This is a genomic window from Rheinheimera sp. (assembly GCF_030824435.1).
Taxonomy (GTDB): Bacteria; Pseudomonadota; Gammaproteobacteria; order Enterobacterales; family Alteromonadaceae; genus Pararheinheimera.
In genome coordinates this window covers 21,725-34,253 of the sequence record NZ_JAVBXS010000055.1, presented here as the reverse complement: position 1 = coordinate 34,253, position 12,529 = coordinate 21,725, and the positions used below count along the sequence as shown (strand labels likewise).

General features: G+C 48.6%; 13 protein-coding genes. 3 read left to right on the top strand and 10 right to left on the bottom strand.

Translation table 11 applies throughout. The annotated features are described in order from the left end of the window. Positions 1-258: 258 nt before the first annotated feature. The 3 genes from RCH83_RS12040 to RCH83_RS12030 form a co-directional block, all read right to left on the bottom strand. Positions 259-1,059 carry a DUF4198 domain-containing protein gene (locus RCH83_RS12040; protein ID WP_306522388.1) on the bottom strand — a complete coding sequence of 267 codons (801 nt, stop codon included), beginning with the start codon at positions 1,057-1,059 and terminating at the stop codon, positions 259-261. 1 nt (position 1,060) lies between these two features. Next, positions 1,061-1,552 (bottom strand): DUF2271 domain-containing protein, encoded by a 492-nt coding sequence (locus RCH83_RS12035; protein ID WP_306522385.1) that lies wholly within the window; start codon positions 1,550-1,552, stop codon positions 1,061-1,063. A gap of 103 nt (positions 1,553-1,655) precedes the next feature. After that, entirely contained in the window at positions 1,656-2,282 is a 627-nt protein-coding gene (locus RCH83_RS12030) for a PepSY-associated TM helix domain-containing protein (RefSeq protein WP_306522390.1), read from the bottom strand. 167 nt (positions 2,283-2,449) lie between these two features. Between RCH83_RS12030 and RCH83_RS12025 the strand changes: the two genes are divergently transcribed. Further along, complete coding sequence (locus RCH83_RS12025) at positions 2,450-3,181, top strand: polyphosphate kinase 2 family protein (RefSeq protein ID WP_306522381.1); 732 nt, start codon at positions 2,450-2,452, stop codon at positions 3,179-3,181. 158 nt (positions 3,182-3,339) lie between these two features. Here the strand turns inward: RCH83_RS12025 and RCH83_RS12020 are convergent, their stop codons facing one another. Then, on the bottom strand, positions 3,340-3,693 hold the full coding sequence (locus tag RCH83_RS12020) for a DUF2750 domain-containing protein (protein ID WP_306522379.1): 354 nt from the start codon (positions 3,691-3,693) through the stop codon (positions 3,340-3,342). 180 nt (positions 3,694-3,873) lie between these two features. Between RCH83_RS12020 and ettA the strand changes: the two genes are divergently transcribed. Then, positions 3,874-5,535, top strand: coding sequence for an energy-dependent translational throttle protein EttA (gene ettA, locus RCH83_RS12015; RefSeq protein ID WP_306522377.1), 1,662 nt, complete (start codon positions 3,874-3,876; stop codon positions 5,533-5,535). 236 nt (positions 5,536-5,771) lie between these two features. On the opposite strand, the gene RCH83_RS12010 is transcribed toward ettA, so the two are convergent. The 5 genes from RCH83_RS12010 to RCH83_RS11990 all read right to left on the bottom strand — a co-directional run bounded on the left by RCH83_RS12010 (position 5,772) and on the right by RCH83_RS11990 (position 10,626). After that, the gene (locus tag RCH83_RS12010) at positions 5,772-6,080 is read right to left on the bottom strand and encodes a hypothetical protein (protein ID WP_306522374.1); all 309 of its coding nucleotides are present in this window, start codon (positions 6,078-6,080) and stop codon (positions 5,772-5,774) included. Continuing rightward, the gene (locus RCH83_RS12005) at positions 6,081-7,262 is read right to left on the bottom strand and encodes a hypothetical protein (RefSeq protein ID WP_306522372.1); all 1,182 of its coding nucleotides are present in this window, start codon (positions 7,260-7,262) and stop codon (positions 6,081-6,083) included. Positions 7,263-7,686: 424 nt separating this feature from the next. Next, positions 7,687-8,415 carry an ABC transporter substrate-binding protein gene (locus RCH83_RS12000; protein ID WP_306522370.1) on the bottom strand — a complete coding sequence of 243 codons (729 nt, stop codon included), beginning with the start codon at positions 8,413-8,415 and terminating at the stop codon, positions 7,687-7,689. A 179-nt stretch (positions 8,416-8,594) separates the two neighbouring features. Next, positions 8,595-9,785 (bottom strand): amino acid aminotransferase, encoded by a 1,191-nt coding sequence (locus tag RCH83_RS11995; RefSeq protein ID WP_306522368.1) that lies wholly within the window; start codon positions 9,783-9,785, stop codon positions 8,595-8,597. A 136-nt stretch (positions 9,786-9,921) separates the two neighbouring features. After that, positions 9,922-10,626 (bottom strand): GAF domain-containing protein, encoded by a 705-nt coding sequence (locus tag RCH83_RS11990; protein WP_306522366.1) that lies wholly within the window; start codon positions 10,624-10,626, stop codon positions 9,922-9,924. Between the two features lie 172 nt (positions 10,627-10,798). Between RCH83_RS11990 and RCH83_RS11985 the strand changes: the two genes are divergently transcribed. Further along, the gene (locus tag RCH83_RS11985) at positions 10,799-11,161 is read left to right on the top strand and encodes a translation initiation factor (protein ID WP_306522364.1); all 363 of its coding nucleotides are present in this window, start codon (positions 10,799-10,801) and stop codon (positions 11,159-11,161) included. Between the two features lie 70 nt (positions 11,162-11,231). Here RCH83_RS11985 and RCH83_RS11980 read toward each other — a convergent pair whose 3' ends face one another. Beyond that, the gene (locus tag RCH83_RS11980; RefSeq protein ID WP_306522362.1) at positions 11,232-12,527 is read right to left on the bottom strand and encodes an amidohydrolase family protein; all 1,296 of its coding nucleotides are present in this window, start codon (positions 12,525-12,527) and stop codon (positions 11,232-11,234) included. Positions 12,528-12,529 lie beyond the last annotated feature (2 nt).

Here is a 12,529-nt window from a genome sequence, read left to right as displayed (position 1 = left end):
CGAGTCCGTCCGTATCTATAATACCCGCCGTCCTCACCTTGCACTAAAATACAAAACGCCCGATGAAGTGCATCGGGCGTTTTAATGAAATAAGGGTCAACTTATTTCAGGACTAGTCATATGGCAGCATCAACTGCAGTTTGATGCAGCAAAATGCACTGCATTAACCCTCATAGGCACTGGTTTTAACCTGGCAATAAAAAAGACGACTTTAGGCCGCCTTTTATATTCATCATGCCGTTATAGCCCTTTTGTCTGTTATGGCAAAGCTGCTTCAAAACTTAAAGTCATGCCTTCCCGTACTTTGTCGGCCAGTTCAGACTGGCTATCCGCCTGATAAGAGGCTTCCAGCAAATAACGGCCGGCAACTGGCGCGGTAAAGACAAATTTGCCGCTGTTGTCGGTTGTATGGTGTTTACGTTCAGGATCGTTGCGGTACAACTCACCCTCACGGGATAAATCCAGTTCAACGCCGGCAGCTGCTTTGCCATTCATCAGAAAAGTCACTGTCACCTCTTCACCGGCAACAATGTCGGCCGGGTGACGGTCAAACTGAAATTCCAGACCTTGGTTGCTCAGTGCCAGTACAGTGTCAGTTGGTTTATTCACAGTGACAAAAGCCATAGCGCGGCTGTTGCCCTGAGTGGTCATTATTTTAGTTGCGCCTTTTGGCAACTGAGCTTCGCGCTCTTTTTTGTTAACCATCAAACGTTTACGTTCACCGTTTAATTCGTAGCTGGTGAAATAACGCATGCCGTTGCCAAGCTCCAGCCGGTAAGTACCGTCAGTAACCAGTTCTACATCGGCCTGAGATTTACGTTTACCCTGATAAACAGCGGCAGGTTTTACTTTGGAACCATCAGGTAAATACACATAAAAAGCATCAAGGGGAATGCCTTTGTCCACCTGAAAGGTCATGTTGGAAGCTGAAACATCCACACTAACAAAACTGCCGGTTTTTGATTGCACATAATGTGAAGGCACCACAGTCAGGGTATGTGCCGAAAGTTGAGCGGCAAAAAGTGCCAACCCCAGTGCCGTTGTTTTTGCCATTGCCATCTTAATTTGCTCCTTTGGTTAATATAATCTGGCCAATTTCAGTGCCTGCTTTGACGTTAATGTCCACAACGCTGCCGTCCCAGGTAAAAGCCTGTTTCACCAGATTACGGCCACCATGTTCACGGGCAGCTTCCACCACCAGCAAATATTGGCCCTGGGCCACAGCAACACCTTTGTCGTCCATGCCATCCCAGCTCAGCTGATATTGACCAGGGCCTTTAGTGGCGCCGGTGCGCGCGTCCACCAGTGGCTGATCAGCACGGCCGGTTTTGCGCCAGAACCTGCGTAAATCTTTGATCCAATCCGGTTTTTCCCGCCAGATTTCAATTAAACGCACTGGCTTTTCTTTGGCATCTTCCACCCATACCGCCACATAAGGCCGGTGATAAGGGCCATGCTCAGGCTTGGGTAATTCCAGCTGAATATTGAGCGAACCCGCTGTGGCTGCACCACTGGCCATTAACAATGCCAAAACAAGAGGAGCAAACTTCATGACCTGATTTCCTTTTTTCCGGTGAATACCAATATCAACAGTGACTTGTTCAAAACCCGTTTTCCCAAAGCAAATAACGGGCTTTTGCCAGGCGCTTAGGCTTTTAATGCAGCGCTGTCAGATAAGCCACCAGCAGCAACAACACGCCAAAAAGCGCGGTATTGATGCCACTGCGCCGGCGTGACGGCTGGCGCCATAACAAATAAAAACCACTGATGCCAAACAGCAGGCAGGCAATGGCCGTGATATCAATCAGCCATTTCCAGCTGGCACCGGCATAACGGCCTTTATGCAAATCGTTCAGAAGCGCCAGAGTGCCGGCATATTCAGTAGTCAGCTCTACCCTGCCCGTTTCCAGCTCAATCAGCACCGAGCTGTAACCGGCCGGTCTTTTAAAATCCAGCTCCAGCAGCTGTTCGTCGGGTTCAACACTAAAGTTAAATACCGCGCCCTGTACCTGATGTTCATCACGCAACCACAAAGCAATTTTTTCGGCTTGTATGGCCTGTTGCAGCTGGTCTTCTGTCCATGGCAGTTGTTTCAGTTGCTCCGGCAGCTGTAATTCCAGCGCTTTAGATTCTGCGCCTAAGCTACTTTGCCAATCCGGATGATTCAGCGTGATACCGGTGGCCGCAAAAAACAGCAGCAACACCAGCACCAGCATGGAGCTATAGATATGCAATAAACGGATAAATTTGCTGACTTGAGCGCTGTGCGCCCCTGAGCTCACTACAGACAAAAGCAACCTGACCACTGATATAAAATCGATACGCAAATCTTACTGAGAACTCTTCTCATTTGCAACAAGTGAAATGCAGCAAACCCGATCTTTACCTGATTTTTACGTTGTTGAGCTCAGGCTATCGCAGCTAGTATCAACAGGATGCTCTGACAATTATGAGAACCCCGATGGACAAAAAAGCAGAACTAACCACACTGCAACATCAATTGGCTTTGTTGCAACAAGCAATGGGCCGACAACAACAAAGTGCGGTGATTGTGCTGGAAGGTGTGGACGCAGCAGGTAAAGGTGGCATTATCCGCCGTATTGGCTGGTGCCTCGACCCTCGCTGGTTGCACGTCTGGCCTATCAGCGCGCCCAATGAAAACGAACGCCAGCAACACTGGTTGCAAAGATTCTGGCAAAGGTTGCCGGAACGCGGGCACTGGGCAGTGTTTGACCGCTCCTGGTATGGCCGGGTGCTGGTAGAAAGAGTAGAAGGTTTTTGTGCTGAAACCGCCTGGCAACGCGCTTACCGGCAAATTAATGAATTTGAAGCTTGTTTGCAGGACGAAGGGATTCGGCTGGTCAAAATCTGGTTAGATATTTCGGCTGAAGAACAGCTCAACCGCTTTCGCCAGCGTTTTGCAGATCCGGCCAAAACCTGGAAACTCACAACCGAAGATTTACGCAACAGAGCACGCTGGCAGGAGTATCAGCTTGCCAAACAGCAGATGCTGACACAAACCAGCACCGCCAATGCGCCCTGGCATCTGATTAACGGTAATGATAAACAACAGGCCAGGCTGGACTGCTTTAACTTATTGCTGACAGAGTTGCGCACCGGTGTTGATTTAACGCTGCCGGAACAACCGGCTTTATTTCGCGACTTTTTTGCGAACAACTAAAGACACAACCAAACCAACCAGGCGCGGCACAATAAACAGCAACGCCGCAAACAACCACAACCCCCAACAGCGCTTGTGACAAACAAATAAGGAGCCAGCAGGCTCCTTATTCAGTGACAACGGGCAAAAGCCTGGCTGAAGTTTCAGCCATCAACTTTTTATTGGGTTTGCGCCAAAGCTTCTAATACTTCACGTGGCTCAACTTCAGGGCCGTTTAACGACTCGTCCCAGTTGGTGCCAATCAGCACACCGTCTTCGTACATTTCTTTCAGCCAACCTTCACAGAATACGTCCAGTGCAATAGGTTCAGGTTTGTATTCAGACCATTCTTCGCTGCAATGTAACTTTGCGGCGGCTTCGTTTGACCAGAATGGCATCACGTCAGTGTCTTCAAAATCAACCGACTCTACCACCAGCAAATCTTCACCATGGGCCAGCACCCAAACCTGGCCCTGGGTACGAGCTTCGGCAATAAACTCTTGAAAAACAGGATCATTAATGTACTCAGACATGGCGCTTTCCTTATAGATAGATAAAAGAAGTTGCAAAGAAATTTGCAATAGATGTGCTATTAGACCAGAAAGTTAGCATTGCTGGCGAATTTAATTGCACATGCTTTGTTGCCAGCTTTGGTTGCTGAAAAAAATAACGTACAATTTGGCCACGATTTTTCAGTTCAGGATGAAAGCGTTATGGCGCAGTTTATTTATTCAATGTACCGGGTGTCGAAAGTAGTACCACCCAAAAGAACCATTCTTAAAGACATTTCTCTGTCGTTTTTCCCTGGCGCCAAAATTGGTGTGTTGGGTTTAAACGGTTCGGGTAAATCTACTTTGCTGCGCATTATGGCCGGCATCGACAAAGAATTTGAAGGTGAAGCCAAACCGCTGGCCGGCACCAAAATTGGTTATCTGCCGCAAGAGCCGGTGCTTGATATGAGCAAAACTGTGCGTGAAGTGGTAGAAGAAGCCGTTGCTGACGTCACTTACGCTCTGAGCCGCCTGGATGCTGTTTACGCTGCTTATGCCGATGAAAATGCTGACTTTGACGCTTTAGCCCGTGAACAAGGTGAGCTGGAAGCCATTATTCAGGCCAAAGACGGCCACAACCTCGACAATATTTTAGAACGCGCCGCTGATGCTTTGCGTCTGCCGCCATGGGATGCGCGTATTGACGTGCTGTCGGGTGGTGAACGCCGCCGTGTTGCCATTTGCCGTTTGCTGCTGGAAAAACCAGACATGCTGCTGCTGGACGAACCGACTAACCACTTGGACGCCGAATCTGTGGCCTGGTTAGAACGTTTCCTGCACGATTACCCAGGCACTGTGGTTGCCATCACGCACGACCGTTATTTCCTCGACAACGTGGCTGGCTGGATTTTAGAGCTGGACCGTGGTGAAGGTATTCCATGGGAAGGTAACTACTCTTCCTGGCTAGAGCAAAAAGACGCCCGCCTGCAGATGGAAGAAAAAACCGAAAACGCCCGCCAGCGTTCTATTAAACAAGAACTGGAATGGGTGCGTACCAATCCAAAAGGCCGTCATGCCAAGTCAAAAGCACGGATGGCGCGTTTTGAAGAATTACAAAGCCAGGAATTCCAAAAGCGTAACGAAACCAATGAGTTGTTTATTCCGCCAGGACCACGTTTAGGCGACAAAGTGCTGGAAGTGACCCACTTACGCAAATCTTATGGCGACCGCGTGCTGATTGACGACTTAAGTTTCAGCATTCCTAAAGGTGCCATTGTTGGCATTATCGGTGCCAACGGCGCCGGTAAATCAACGCTGTTCCGGATGATTTCAGGCACTGAGCAGCCGGACAGCGGCACTATTTCGTTAGGTGAAACAGTGCAGTTGGCCAGCGTGGACCAGTTCCGCGACAATATGAATCCAAAAAACACCGTCTGGCAGGAAATTTCCAACGGTCAGGACATGCTGCAAATTGGTAATTTTACGATTCCAAGCCGGGCTTACGTCGGTCGTTTTAACTTTAAAGGCAATGACCAGCAGAAGTTTATCGGTGAGTTATCCGGTGGTGAGCGTAACCGCGTGCATTTAGCCGCGCTGCTCAAAGCCGGCGGCAACATGCTGTTACTCGATGAACCCACCAACGATTTGGACGTAGAAACCCTGCGGGCACTGGAAAACGCCATTCTGGACTTCCCAGGCTGTGCCATGGTGATCTCGCACGACCGCTGGTTCCTTGACCGTATCGCCACTCATATTCTGGATTACCGCGACGAAGGCAAAGTAAACTTCTTCGAGGGTAACTATTCAGACTATGAAGCCTGGATAAAAGCCACTTATGGCGCAGCGGCGCTGGAGCCGCACCGTATTCGCTACAAGAAAATTTAAGCTGCGCTTGGCGGCTTACTTATAACGCTGCAGGTTCATTGGCAGCAAAGAGCTTTGAAAATCCCTGCTTCGCGGGGATTTTTTATTTGTGCTTTTTAATGCCTGCGGCATGGCATCAAAAAACTCGACAATGCCACGCAGCAACCAAAAAACCAAAATAAAAAAACCATCTCCGGTGGAGATGGTTTTGAATAGCTATTCAGCAACAAGGGCTGTCGCCCTGCGGCCAAAGTGCCCTAGTGCCCCCAGCCTTTACCATAACGGTCAAAGGTAAAGGTTTTATCCTTAATAGTGCCACCCGGAAACTGCAGCCTTTTGTCGGTCTGGGTGTGAAACTCAAGGCCTTTGCTTTCCTGCTTAATGCCATTGCCTTTACCAGATGCACTGAGCAACTGGATAGGCACGGCAGCAAGAATATTCAGCACCCCGGCTTGCACATCGCCGTCGCAGGCGGTCCAGGTTTCATTATCAATCTGAATAGTGACGTTGTAAGCAACACCACCACCGCTGACTACTGCAAACTCTTCATCAACAAACCAGACCATTTAGCTGCCCTGCCTCATCAGTTCTTTTACAGAAGCGGTAGCAACCCCCAGCAGAATATAAACGCCGATTGGGCTGCTGGTTTTCACCGTGATGGTATTGTCATTGTTGTGGGTGACAGTAGTGGTGCTACCGCCACTGGCCTCAGCCACAAAAAATGGCCAGAAACCACCTTCAGCCGCACTTTGCAGTTTGGTCACCTCTTCCGACGAAAAAGTGGCAGTGGAGCTCATAGTCAGATTGATATTGTCGGCCAGAAACAGTTTGGTCACTACCCGGTTAAAGGTACCATTGTCACCAAAATATTTATTCCAGTCGGCGGCGCGGCTCCAGACTGTGGCGTCGTTGGGCGAGGTAAAAGCCCGTAGCAATGCATCAGGTGAATACCAGGCGCCATATTTCACGCCGGCCACATTAAAACCCTGGCCTATAGCCACTGGCCCTACATCCACCGACACCTGACGGCAGCTGAAATTCAGGTTAAAACCACTGCTGACAAAGGTTTGTGATTCATTGCTGTAAGAGGTTTCGTTGCCAAGCTCAAAAATATCAAACAAAAAGCCAAAAGAACCTTCGGCCCAGGTGTGGGATAAATCTGCGCTCTTTTCCAGATTGGAGATCTGGAAAGAACAAGGTGACGGGTTATTAAACGCAATAGCTACATTGGCTGATGGTGGGGTAAAACCATAAGGATTGCCATTGTTGGAATGCCAGAGTGCAACAGCCACAGACACCGGATTATCAATTTCCTGGGTCAGCGCCGTGACACCAGCTTCAACAGTGCCGGATGGGATCTGGTCAATCACTCCCCATTTTCGCATCAGCGCCTGTTGAGAACTCAACAGTTTGTCCGGGCTGGAAAAATCCAGAGAGGCTGAATTCTGTGACTGATATTGCAGCCAGCTGGACGCATAAGCGCTGCCCAAAGCATTACTGACATAAGAAGGTGACACCAGGCCGTTCAGCACATTGCCATAGTTGCCTTTATAAGTGTTGATCGGGTTACCACTAAATGAATTATTCAGGCTTTGCAGCGGAATGCTGTCTGCAACTGAGTTCAGCGTTGGCTGATCCATCACCTGAGTACTGCCTGTAGCCACCTGAAAACCATTGGGGTTATTCAGTTGATTTGCCAGCTGCTGATAATAAAGGCCAGCGAGGTTAGCTAACAGATTTTGTGCCATGGGTTTTATTCTCCTGAAAAGTTGGCGAAAGGGACGAAATGCTATTCGTCACGGTCTGCCCTTTTGCTCATGCAGGTGCATCACAACACCAACCTCTGATGAACAGCAGGTTCAGCCGCGGATTGGGTATGGCATAAAGTTTTAAAAAAAATGGCTGGAAAAATGCGCAGATATTGATATTTCCATTATGGAAACATGATATAAAAATAAAAAAAGCCGACGGAAAATTGATACGAATTTAACTGATTGATTGGCAGCGGCATTATCAGGCTCAGCCACAATCATAAAATTTAAACCCGGTTTGCAGCCTCAGTTCTGTTGACAACTTCGGGGCAAAATATGGCTGTTGTGCTGGTGATGTACCTCCTGCCATGTTACCAGCGGCACTTTAAAGGCTGCAGCTGGCTTATGGCAAACAAGCAGCTTACTGCGACTCAGTTAACCCCAGCTGCATCACTGCTTGTAGCTCAGCTGAACCTTCAACCTGCTGATAAGCCTGGCGCAGGCGTTGCACCAGTTGTGCATCCGAGCCTTTTTTCATGGCTATCCAGCTATGTAATTCAAGTTCCGGCACAAAAAGCACAAACTGGATATCGTTGTTTTGCAGCTGATGTTTATGCAACATGTCCTGCACTGCAGCCGGGTCATCAATCATCAGATCAAGTTTGCCGTTCACCAATAAACGCCAGGTTTCCAGCACATCAGGTTGCAACTGCAGTTGTCCGGCCGGTTGTTTTGCCACATTTTTCAGCCATTCAGCGGAAAAATCTTCACGCTGCGCTCCCACCACATAACGATGAATATCACTTAGTTTTTCCACCTGAATATCGGTGCGGGACGCTAATTTAAGAAAACCAAATTTATAACTGGCTACTTTGCCAATCCAGTCAAATTGTTGTTCCCGTTCCGGGGTGCGGGCCATATTGTAAATCAACACATTGGGGGTGGTGGCGGCGAGGCGGTAAGCCCGCGCCCAGGGATATACTTCATATTGTGGGGTCAGGGCTGCATGTTTGAGCATCAGCTCTACCACCGCAGTGCTGAGGCCGCCCACTTTGTTATTGTTGTAAGTCTGGTGAGGTGGTGACAACTCCAGCACCACCCGCAGACTTTCTGCTTTTAATGGCAGCGCTAACCACAGGCTGCAGAACAATATATTTAACCACAGCAGCCTTTGCTTTAACCCAAGCTTTGTTTTCACTGGTAACTGCCAATACGTCAATGCCCGATAGTTCTACCTTAATCAGCAGATAAGACAAAGGCAACCCGAAGTTGCCTTTGTTTAAATATCCACCAGCAAGAACTGGCTGTGTTGCGGTTATTTCAGCACTGTTATTTGAGAACAGCAGCCACAGCTTTGGCAAAATAGTCGATATTGCTGTGGTTTAAACCGGCGATACTCACCCGGCTTGAACCCACCATATAGATGCTGTATTCAGAGCGCAGACGGTCAATTTGTTCTTTGTTAATGCCAAGGAAGCTGAACATACCGTGTTGTTTGGTGATAAAACTAAAATCCTGTTTGACCCCTTCAGCGGCCAGTTTGTCGATGATCAGCTGACGGTAGTCGTTAATGCGGTTACGCATAGTGGCCAGTTCCTGATGCCATAAAGCGGTCAGCTCCTGACTGTCCAGAATATGGCTGACAATAATAGCGCCATGCGCCGGTGGCATTGAATAAATGCTACGTACTACGGCCAGCAGGTTCGAACGGGCGATGTCCGTGGTTTTTTTGTCACTGGCCACCACAGAAACTGCACCAATACGCTCACGGTATAAACCAAAGTTTTTCGAGCACGAGGTACATAAAATCAGCTCTTCCACTTCATTGGCGAGGTGACGCAGGCCTTTGGTGTCTTCGTCCAGACCTAAACCAAAACCCTGATAAGCCATATCCACCAAAGGAGTAAAACCTTTTTCTTTGGCAAGAGCCGCAAAACGCTGCCACTGGGCAAAGTTTAAATCCATGCCACTTGGGTTGTGACAACAAGCGTGCACCAGCACCACGTCACCGGCCGGCACTTGCGAAAGGTCAGCAAACATTTGCTCTTCTTTCAGGCCTTTGGTGTCATAGTCGTAATACGCATATTCTTTAACTTTTAAGCCAGCGGCCTGAAACATCGAAATATGGTTGGCCCAGGTTGGGCTGGTGACCCAAATGGTGGCATCCGGGTTGGCTTTTTTAATAAATTCAGCTGCAACACGCAAAGCACCGGTACCGCCAGGGGTGTGGGCTGTGGTGGTTCGGCCTTCCAGCAACACTTTGTGTGGGCCAAAGGCCAGTTTTTCGATATGGGCGTTAAAACTTAAATCGCCAGCCATACCGATATAGGTTTTGCTGTCTTCGTGGTCCAGCCGCAGTTTTTCCGCTTTTTTAACACAATCAAGCACTGCAGTGTGGCCTTGCTCGTCTTTATAAACGCCAACGCCAAGGTCAACTTTCAGTGGGTTCGGATCTTCTTTATAAGCCGCCATTAAACCTAAAATTGGATCAGTTGCGACCGGCTGTAAATGAGAAAACATAACAAGTTACCTGTTTGTGTTGCTGCCATAAACAAAACCGGTGCTACCGGTTTTGCCAAAAATAAGCCGGTGCCAGACACCGGAAAAACGCTGAACACGCTGGAGCTCAGCCTTTGTTAGCGCCGCTTTTGAGTCTTCAGACTGAAGCGGCAAAAATAACCGGCACCAGCAAAGCCGCTGCAATCAGCAAAGCCAGCTCGTCGCCATAAAATAGATCTTTCTCAAAAGCTTCAGAATCGATAATGCCCACCACATGCCCTGCTTCGTTGAGCAAAGGCAGGCAGGCTTCCGCCAGCACTTTAGGGTCACAAGTGTAATATTCGCCACCCTGCTGCAAATAAGCAGGTACGTCATTGATAATGCGGGCTTTGCCCGACAAACCCACACTGCTGTTATTGCTGATAGCGGCAAATTCAGCGGTCAGCGGAAACTCGGCGCGGGAGGGTTCGCCAAAATAACTCAGTTTCACCAGCACTGTTTCACCGGCGCTGTTTTGCCTTTTTTGGTAAATACCAAACCAGTTACTTTTACTGTGGCTTTGGTAATAACGGCTAATCGCAGTAAGCCTTGCCAGCAAAGCATGATTGGCCGGAGTTTTACCTGCCAAAATACCTGTTAAATCATAAGGTTCTGCGGCGAGTTTGCCAAAAAGAGAACAAGAACCACCTTCACCCAGCTCAGGCACTTCATATTGCCATTGCACCTGTAACTTCAGATCGGCATTTTTCACCGCTGCTCTGAGTTCACTTTGATATTTTTCGACAGCGCCAACCAGACGTTTTACTTCGTCAGCTTCAGCTGACAATAAGCCACTTTGTGCAAGATATGTTTGAATTGACATTAGCCATCCAGATTTCTAAAAACCGAAGCAGTCTACCAGAATCAGCTAAAAAACCAACGATTTTGCCTGAGTTTTCAGCAAATAACCGGGTCTGTATGCAGCTGACTTGCTGAGAAACACCATGATGCTTTATCTTGCCATCATTCGCCCCGCCACAACAGGTATTCAGCTCATGAGTTCGAAAAAAATATCCCTGAGCGACTGGCAACAGCAGTCGTCTACTTTGGTTTACAGCACGGCCACCGGCACTGTTGCAGCAGACAAAAACGAAAAACCGGCAGGCACAGCTTTTAGTGATGGTTTTTTACGCTTAAAAAGAGAAACCAAAGGCCGTAACGGCAAAGCTGTGATCACTATTGCCGGTATTGCCGAAGATCACGACAAGCTGACGGAGATAGCTGCACTGCTGAAGAAAAAGTGTGGTTGTGGTGGTTCAGTCAAAGAGGGGGTGATTGAAATTCAGGGTGATCAGCGTGACGCAGTAGCGGCTGAGCTGACCAAACTCGGTTATAAATTTAAATGGGCCGGCGGTTAAATCAGGCTGTAACCATTTGTTTTAACATTAAAAAAGGCGACCTAAGTCGCCTTTTTTATTTCAACCGGGCTTAAATGGCCGGTTTTTGGCTGTATTTCTGATGCAGCTGTTTATTACGATCGTTCAGCGTGACTTCGCGACCGTCAATCCACATAGCACTGACTTTATGTGTCAGATAATCAAAAATATCACCATCAGACACCACCACTGTTGCGGCTTTGCCTACTTCCAGCGAACCAATTTTATCGGCTACACCGGCAATTTCAGCGGCGTTAATAGTGACAGCGGCCAGCGCTTGCTCCTGAGTTAAACCATAACTGATAGCCTGACCTGCGCCAAACACCACATTACGGGTGTCCCAATAACCGTCCAGCGACAACGCAAACTTCACACCGGCTTTTTGTAGCAGCGCCGGAGTTTGGAAAGCGGTGTTATTGGCTTCGTCATCCCGCTCCGGAATACCGTAAGGTGCGGTGAACACCACGGCAACTTTTGCTGCCGCCAGCTCGTCCGCCATGCGCCAGCTATCACGCCCCCCCACTATCACCAGCTTCAGTTGATACTCTTTGGCCAGCGCCATTGCTTGTTTAATTTGCCGTAAATCATCGGCATGCACAAACAAAGGTCTTTCACCTTTAAACACCGGGATCATCGCCTGCCAGCGTGAATCCACCCCTTTGTTCAGACCCGCAGCCTGAGCGTCCACATAAGATTTGGCCTGTACAAAATAATCTTTTAACTGTTGCAGGGCTTTGGCATTTTCTTTGGCCATTTCTTCCGGCTTTTTATCACTCCACCAGCCGGTCACTGTGCTGGCGGAAGGCCAGTTGATATGTAAACCAACACCATCTTCCACTGTGGCGTCTTGCCAGTTCCAGGCATCAAGTTGCATTAAGCTGGATTGGCCCATTAACGCACGACCTTTTGGATACACCAGGCTGTAGCTAAAACCATTGGCACGAACCGTTGGTATCACTTCAGAGTCGGCGTTATAAGCAATACGGGCGCGGATGTCCGGGTTGGTATCTGTTACTTCAGAAGTGTCGTCCGTGGCGCGCACAGCTTCAATTTCAATCAGGCCCAGCTGATTGGCTAATGCAATCAGGCCAGGATAAAGATGTTTGCCCTGCAGTGACACCACTTTGGCACCTGCTGGTGCTGCTAAGTCCACACCAATAGCGGCAATTTTACCGTCCACCATCAATAAATCGGCGTTTTCCATTACAGCCGAAGAAGCGGTATGAATAGTGGCGTCTGTTAATAAAATAGCTGCTGTTTGTTTGGCACCCGGCACTATGTCGTTTGCCATAGCCGGGCTTACTGCAGCGGCAATTAATAACGAAATCAGTGATTTACTCATGTTCATTG

What these genes read in the sequence shown, in the direction of transcription:
- RCH83_RS12040 (WP_306522388.1), bottom strand. Translation starts at nt 1,059, where the DNA reads ATGGCAATGGCAAAAACAACGGCACTGGGGTTGGCACTTTTTGCCGCT.
- RCH83_RS12035 (WP_306522385.1), bottom strand. Translation starts at nt 1,552, where the DNA reads ATGAAGTTTGCTCCTCTTGTTTTGGCATTGTTAATGGCCAGTGGTGCA.
- RCH83_RS12025 (WP_306522381.1), top strand. Translation starts at nt 2,450, where the DNA reads ATGAGAACCCCGATGGACAAAAAAGCAGAACTAACCACACTGCAACAT.
- RCH83_RS12020 (WP_306522379.1), bottom strand. Translation starts at nt 3,693, where the DNA reads ATGTCTGAGTACATTAATGATCCTGTTTTTCAAGAGTTTATTGCCGAA.
- ettA (WP_306522377.1), top strand. Translation starts at nt 3,874, where the DNA reads ATGGCGCAGTTTATTTATTCAATGTACCGGGTGTCGAAAGTAGTACCA.
- RCH83_RS12010 (WP_306522374.1), bottom strand. Translation starts at nt 6,080, where the DNA reads ATGGTCTGGTTTGTTGATGAAGAGTTTGCAGTAGTCAGCGGTGGTGGT.
- RCH83_RS12005 (WP_306522372.1), bottom strand. Translation starts at nt 7,262, where the DNA reads ATGGCACAAAATCTGTTAGCTAACCTCGCTGGCCTTTATTATCAGCAG.
- RCH83_RS11995 (WP_306522368.1), bottom strand. Translation starts at nt 9,785, where the DNA reads ATGTTTTCTCATTTACAGCCGGTCGCAACTGATCCAATTTTAGGTTTA.
- RCH83_RS11990 (WP_306522366.1), bottom strand. Translation starts at nt 10,626, where the DNA reads ATGTCAATTCAAACATATCTTGCACAAAGTGGCTTATTGTCAGCTGAA.
- RCH83_RS11985 (WP_306522364.1), top strand. Translation starts at nt 10,799, where the DNA reads ATGAGTTCGAAAAAAATATCCCTGAGCGACTGGCAACAGCAGTCGTCT.
- RCH83_RS11980 (WP_306522362.1), bottom strand. Translation starts at nt 12,527, where the DNA reads ATGAACATGAGTAAATCACTGATTTCGTTATTAATTGCCGCTGCAGTA.